This window comes from Chitinophaga sp., assembly GCF_035564935.1.
In the GTDB taxonomy this organism is placed as follows: Bacteria; Bacteroidota; Bacteroidia; order Chitinophagales; family Chitinophagaceae; genus Chitinophaga.
In genome coordinates this window covers 1-4767 of the sequence record NZ_DATMTE010000537.1, presented here as the reverse complement: position 1 = coordinate 4767, position 4767 = coordinate 1, and the positions used below count along the sequence as shown (strand labels likewise).

Below are 4767 nucleotides of genomic sequence, written 5' to 3'. Positions count from 1 at the left end.
GGATATGAACGCCGGCACGGGAACTATTGTTGAAATTTATTTCCCTTACCTGGAAGAGGCAGAATGATGATTGCCACGTTCAGCCTGCAAACAATGGATCATTGGCAATTATCGGGGCTAGTGGAAGAGTAGGAATACTTTCCATCCACATAATAATCTTCTGTGATCCAGGAACCCGCAGCAGTGATCTCCGTGGAAAACTTGATCATGGTAAATCCCTGGCCGCCTTTGGCCTGCTGCATTTCTTCTGCGTTCAGCGAGGTGTTAAATGCTGAAAAGCTTTCCAATGTTTTTACGGTATTTTTCTTCATATAAACTGCTACTTTTTATTACTCAAAATGTAGCCAAAAAAGAGGGTGAAAGTAACTGGCAGCCTGTTCTCCGTTACCGGCAACAAGGGAACAGTCTCCCGGTACAAGAATATACCCTTTACTTTTACCTGTGAAAAACATTAAGTATCCGTTGGCACTTTTCAATTATCCGTTTACAAGCGTCTTCATTCATTATGGCCTCGGCTGAAGTATCCAGGTGCTTGCCTGTGTTAAAATCTCCAACACCCACTCCTGCGCTCTGTCGGGAACCAGGTGCAGCGTAGAAAGCGGGTAACTTCTATCATAGAACGGGATCTTTTCAATGTCAAAACCAGCAGCTTCATAAAAAGACATGGCGGCAGCTTCATCCGCAAAATCATTTGCTGTAATGCTTCTTCCTACCTGTTCTGAAATATTGCCCAGCACCGAACTATATAACTCTTTCCGGCCTTCCGTAAGTGCGGCAAATAATTGTTTCCGTATATCCGAAAACAGCACATCATTCGTGATCCAGCAACCGCCGGAAGCTTTAAGCAGTCCGTGTACATTGGCTGCCATGACCTTTTTTTCCCCGACATTCAAATACATCAGCAGGCCCTCGTTACAGATATCAAATACTTTTCCATGGAAATGCCCGGCAGCATTTTCAAGCTGGACTTTATCCAATACATTGGCCGCCTGGAAATGAATATGCTGCATCGGCAATCCCTGCCTCCACCCTATGCTGTTTATTACGGGACGGCTTTCATCAAGTATTTCCGGTAAATCCGTTCCTATATATTGAATCCCTGCCGCTGCAAGCTGCAATCCCCGTGGCGATAAGCCACAGGCTAGTTCCATAACGTGCTGCGCGCCGCTTTTCATGAGCGCCGCATCAATAGATTTATACCTGGCTTCCAGTATTAAAGGAGAAAAAGAAGCCATGGCATTTATATTATCGCCGAGCGACTGCAGCGTGGTTTGTTCTGCCTGCAGGGCAACTGCAATTTCTTTTGAGAAAGGAATATCCGATAAAGATTTCCAATAAGCGGCCATTTTCGCAGTAGGACTGATTTTGCTATGCGGGTTTTCCATCGCTTTTTTTCAACGAATTTACAGGCCGGTGGATGCACCCTCCAAGTATTATCCGGTAAAACGCCTGTTCCGGAAGGTAAAAGCCATGGGAACGCCGGTGTATCAGCAAAGCATGCTAAAAACTTTTTCAGGCATGCAACACACTGGCCAGCCCCGCCTGCAACCCGCGGAGTTCCGCAAGTCCCTTCAATCTTCCTATACATGAATAACCCGGGTAAGTGGTTTTCTCCAGGTCGTCGAGCATCTGGTGACCATGATCCGGGCGTACAGGTAAAGCCACATTCCGTTGTTTCATCAGCAGTAACAGTTCACGTACAATAGCCACCATATCTGCATCCCCGTTTAAATGACCGGCTTCAAAAAAGTTTCCGAAGGCATCCCGCCGGGTATTGCGCAGGTGAAGAAAATGGATGTGCGTTCCCAATCGCCGGATGATCCCTACCAGGTCGTTGCCGGGTCGCACACCCAGGGATCCCGTACAATAACACAAACCATTGGCTGGTGAAGGCACCGCATTGACGATGTTGAGAAGATCCTGTTCCGTGCCCACCACGCGCGGTAGTCCTAATACAGGGTAAGGCGGGTCATCCGGGTGTATGGCCAGTTTCAGGCCCAGTGCTTCCGCCACCGGTACTACTTCTCCCAAAAAATAAAATAAGTGCTCCTTTAATTTCGATGCGTCAATATCCCTGTAGGTTGCTAACGCTGCCAAAATTTCTTCCGGTGTAAAACGCCCGGTGCTACCCGGCAAACCTAATAAGGCGTTCCGGAATACCTTTTCTTTTTGCGCTTCGGTATGTGTGTGCAGCCATTGTTCTGCCGCGGCAATTTCAGTTGTGGTGTAATCTTTTTCAGCGCTATTTCTTTTCAGCATAAAAAGATCAAATGCCACAAAAGCGGCGCGCTCAAAATAAAGCGCCTTGCTCCCGGTGGGCATAGTATAACTGATATCTGTACGTACCCAGTCCAGCACCGGCATGAAATTATAAGTGATCACCTTCAGCCCGCAGGCAGCAAGGTTTTCCAGGCTTTTCCTGTAATTCTCAATATGTGCCAGGTAATTCCCGCTTTGCCGTTTAATGTCTTCGCTAACAGGCAAGCTTTCCACTACCGTCCAGCTCATACCTTCGGCTTCGATCAGCGCTTTGCGCTGCTGAATTTCTGTTACCGGCCAAACATCTCCCACAGGAATGTGATGCAATGCCGTAACAACGCCTTCACAACCCGACTGCCGGATGTTTCTTAAACTAACTATATCATGCGGCCCAAACCAGCGCATGGTTTCATGCATTAACATAAAAAATTTTTTTTCAGGGAGATATGAATGCTGCATTTCTTAAGGATGCAACATTCATATCCCGGTTATCGCTTGTTTAAAATTACTTCCCCTGTTGTTAACCCGGGCGATATTGCCCGTACTTTTATTTCCCCGGTGGATCCTGCTGTCGCACGAACAATTACCAAGGCCATCCCGTTAAATGCGTTTCTTTCTTTCGAAGAAAAAGCTACCAGGTTTGCCGGATCACCGTTATCGGTGGAAATAATTTCACCCGGCCCGGTTACTTCAAAGCTTACCGGGTTGTTTGCCCGTGGCGCCAGCAGTCTCGTGCTGTCCAGCACACGGAGCGTTATAAATGAAAGATCTTTGCCGTCTGTTTGTATATGCGTGCGGTCTGCTGTAAGCTGCAGCTGCGCAGCTTCTCCCGCAGTGCGCACCGTATCTGCCGCCCATGGTTTCCCGTTCTTATACGTGGCTACCCTGAGCACGCCCGGATGATAAATTACACTGTCCCAGCGGAAGCGGTATTCATAAGGTCCCTTCTTCTTTCTCCCCAATGATACGTCATCCAGGAATAATTCTGCTTCATCGCCTGAAGAGAACACATGCACCGGTGTAACAGCGCCGGTACGTTCCGGCCAGGTCCAGTGCGGCAGGATATGTGCCATTTTATGTTCTGGTCTCCAGCGCGACTGGTACAAATAAAAGCGGTCCTTTTTAAAGCCAGCCAGGTCAATGATACCTGAATAGGAACTCCGCGCCGAATAATAAGGCGTGGGCTCTCCAAGATAATCAAAACCTGACCATACAAATTCACCGGCCACATAAGGGTGTTTGTCCTGCGAGGTAAATACCTTATCAGGCGATGCGCCAAATGCCGCCGTATAAAGCTCATAGGCGCTTACCTGCTGTAGTTTGCTGTTGCCCCCCACGCCTTCACTAACCGGGGCGCTGATACCTTCAAATACCGGGAAAATATAGGTGCCGCGTGTACTTAGTGCAGAAGCCGTTTCACTGCTTACGATCAGTTTGCCCGGGAACCTTTGCTGAAAGGCCGGATAAAGCGGCGATGTTCTTATACCCTGCAGTTGCTGATAGGCGGGGGCATCGCGGATCCCTTCGCCCTGGTAGTTCAGGCTCAGTATATCCATCACCTGCGGGAACGGCATATCAGGTTTTGCATAGTTCATAGAGGCAGTGGCCGGCCGGGTGCTGTCTTCCTCTTTCACAATATCATACAACTTCCGGGCAATGACGGCTCCCTGTTCACCGGTGTACTGCTCTCCTACCTCATTGCCAAAACTCCATGCAATGATGGATGGATGATTCCTGTCCCTTCTTATAAAAGCCCTTGTATCCGGTTCATACCAATCGGGAAAAATGAGGTGAAAATCCAGCGGTGTTTTTTTCCTTTCCCAGTTATCAAATATTTCATCAATTACCAGGAAACCCATTTTATCTGTTAGATCCAGCAATTCAGGCGCGGGAGGATTATGCGCCAAACGGATGGCGTTACATCCGAGTTCCCGGAGTATTTCGAGTTGCCTTTGGGCCGCCCTTACGTTAAACGCTGCACCTAAAGCGCCAAGATCGTGATGCTGGTTCACGCCCTGTATGCGCACCGGCTCACCGTTCACCAGTACACCTTTCAACGCATCGAACGTAAGTGAACGAATACCAAAGGAGGTGGCATATTCATCTACTACTTTGCCGTTGGAGATGATGTGCGTAACGGCTTTATAAAGATGGGGCTGTTGCGTTGGTGAAGGTCCCCATAATAATGGACGTTGCAGCGTAACGGTATTTACAGTTTTATATTTTGTACCGGCTTTTACTATGCCTGCAGTGGAAGGCAGCGTGGCTACTTGCTGTTCATGCTCGTCGCAGATCACCGTGCGCACCTGTATATCCTGATCAGTGGCCGATTTATTATCCACCTGCACAGCCACATTCACCGTAGCCGCAGCAGCGGATACATTTGTACAGGTGATGTATGTTCCCCATTGCGCCACCTGTACCGGGTTCACTTTTGTAAGCCATACATTACGGTAAAGCCCTGCGCCGGGATACCAGCGTGCAGCGTTGGTGGGGTTATCCAGTCGT

The 4767-nt window shown here is 48.5% G+C and carries 4 protein-coding genes; all 4 read right to left on the bottom strand.

The features are described 5' to 3' along the window. Nucleotides 1-98: 98 nt before the first annotated feature. A complete protein-coding gene (locus VN105_RS13860) occupies nucleotides 99-311 on the bottom strand; it encodes a hypothetical protein (RefSeq protein ID WP_325641849.1) in 213 nt (70 codons plus the stop codon). A 192-nt stretch (nucleotides 312-503) separates the two neighbouring features. Then, a complete protein-coding gene (locus tag VN105_RS13855; RefSeq protein WP_325641847.1) occupies nucleotides 504-1385 on the bottom strand; it encodes a hypothetical protein in 882 nt (293 codons plus the stop codon). A 127-nt stretch (nucleotides 1386-1512) separates the two neighbouring features. After that, entirely contained in the window at nucleotides 1513-2682 is a 1170-nt protein-coding gene (uxuA, locus tag VN105_RS13850; protein ID WP_325641845.1) for a mannonate dehydratase, read from the bottom strand. 65 nt (nucleotides 2683-2747) lie between these two features. Further along, nucleotides 2748-4767: beta-galactosidase GalB (gene galB, locus VN105_RS13845; RefSeq protein WP_325641843.1), on the bottom strand; the 2020-nt coding region annotated here is incomplete at its 5' end.

Coding starts and splice junctions, on each gene's coding strand:
- VN105_RS13860 (WP_325641849.1), bottom strand. CDS start 311: ATGAAGAAAAATACCGTAAAAACATTGGAAAGCTTTTCAGCATTTAAC.
- VN105_RS13855 (WP_325641847.1), bottom strand. CDS start 1,385: ATGGAAAACCCGCATAGCAAAATCAGTCCTACTGCGAAAATGGCCGCT.
- uxuA (WP_325641845.1), bottom strand. CDS start 2,682: ATGTTAATGCATGAAACCATGCGCTGGTTTGGGCCGCATGATATAGTT.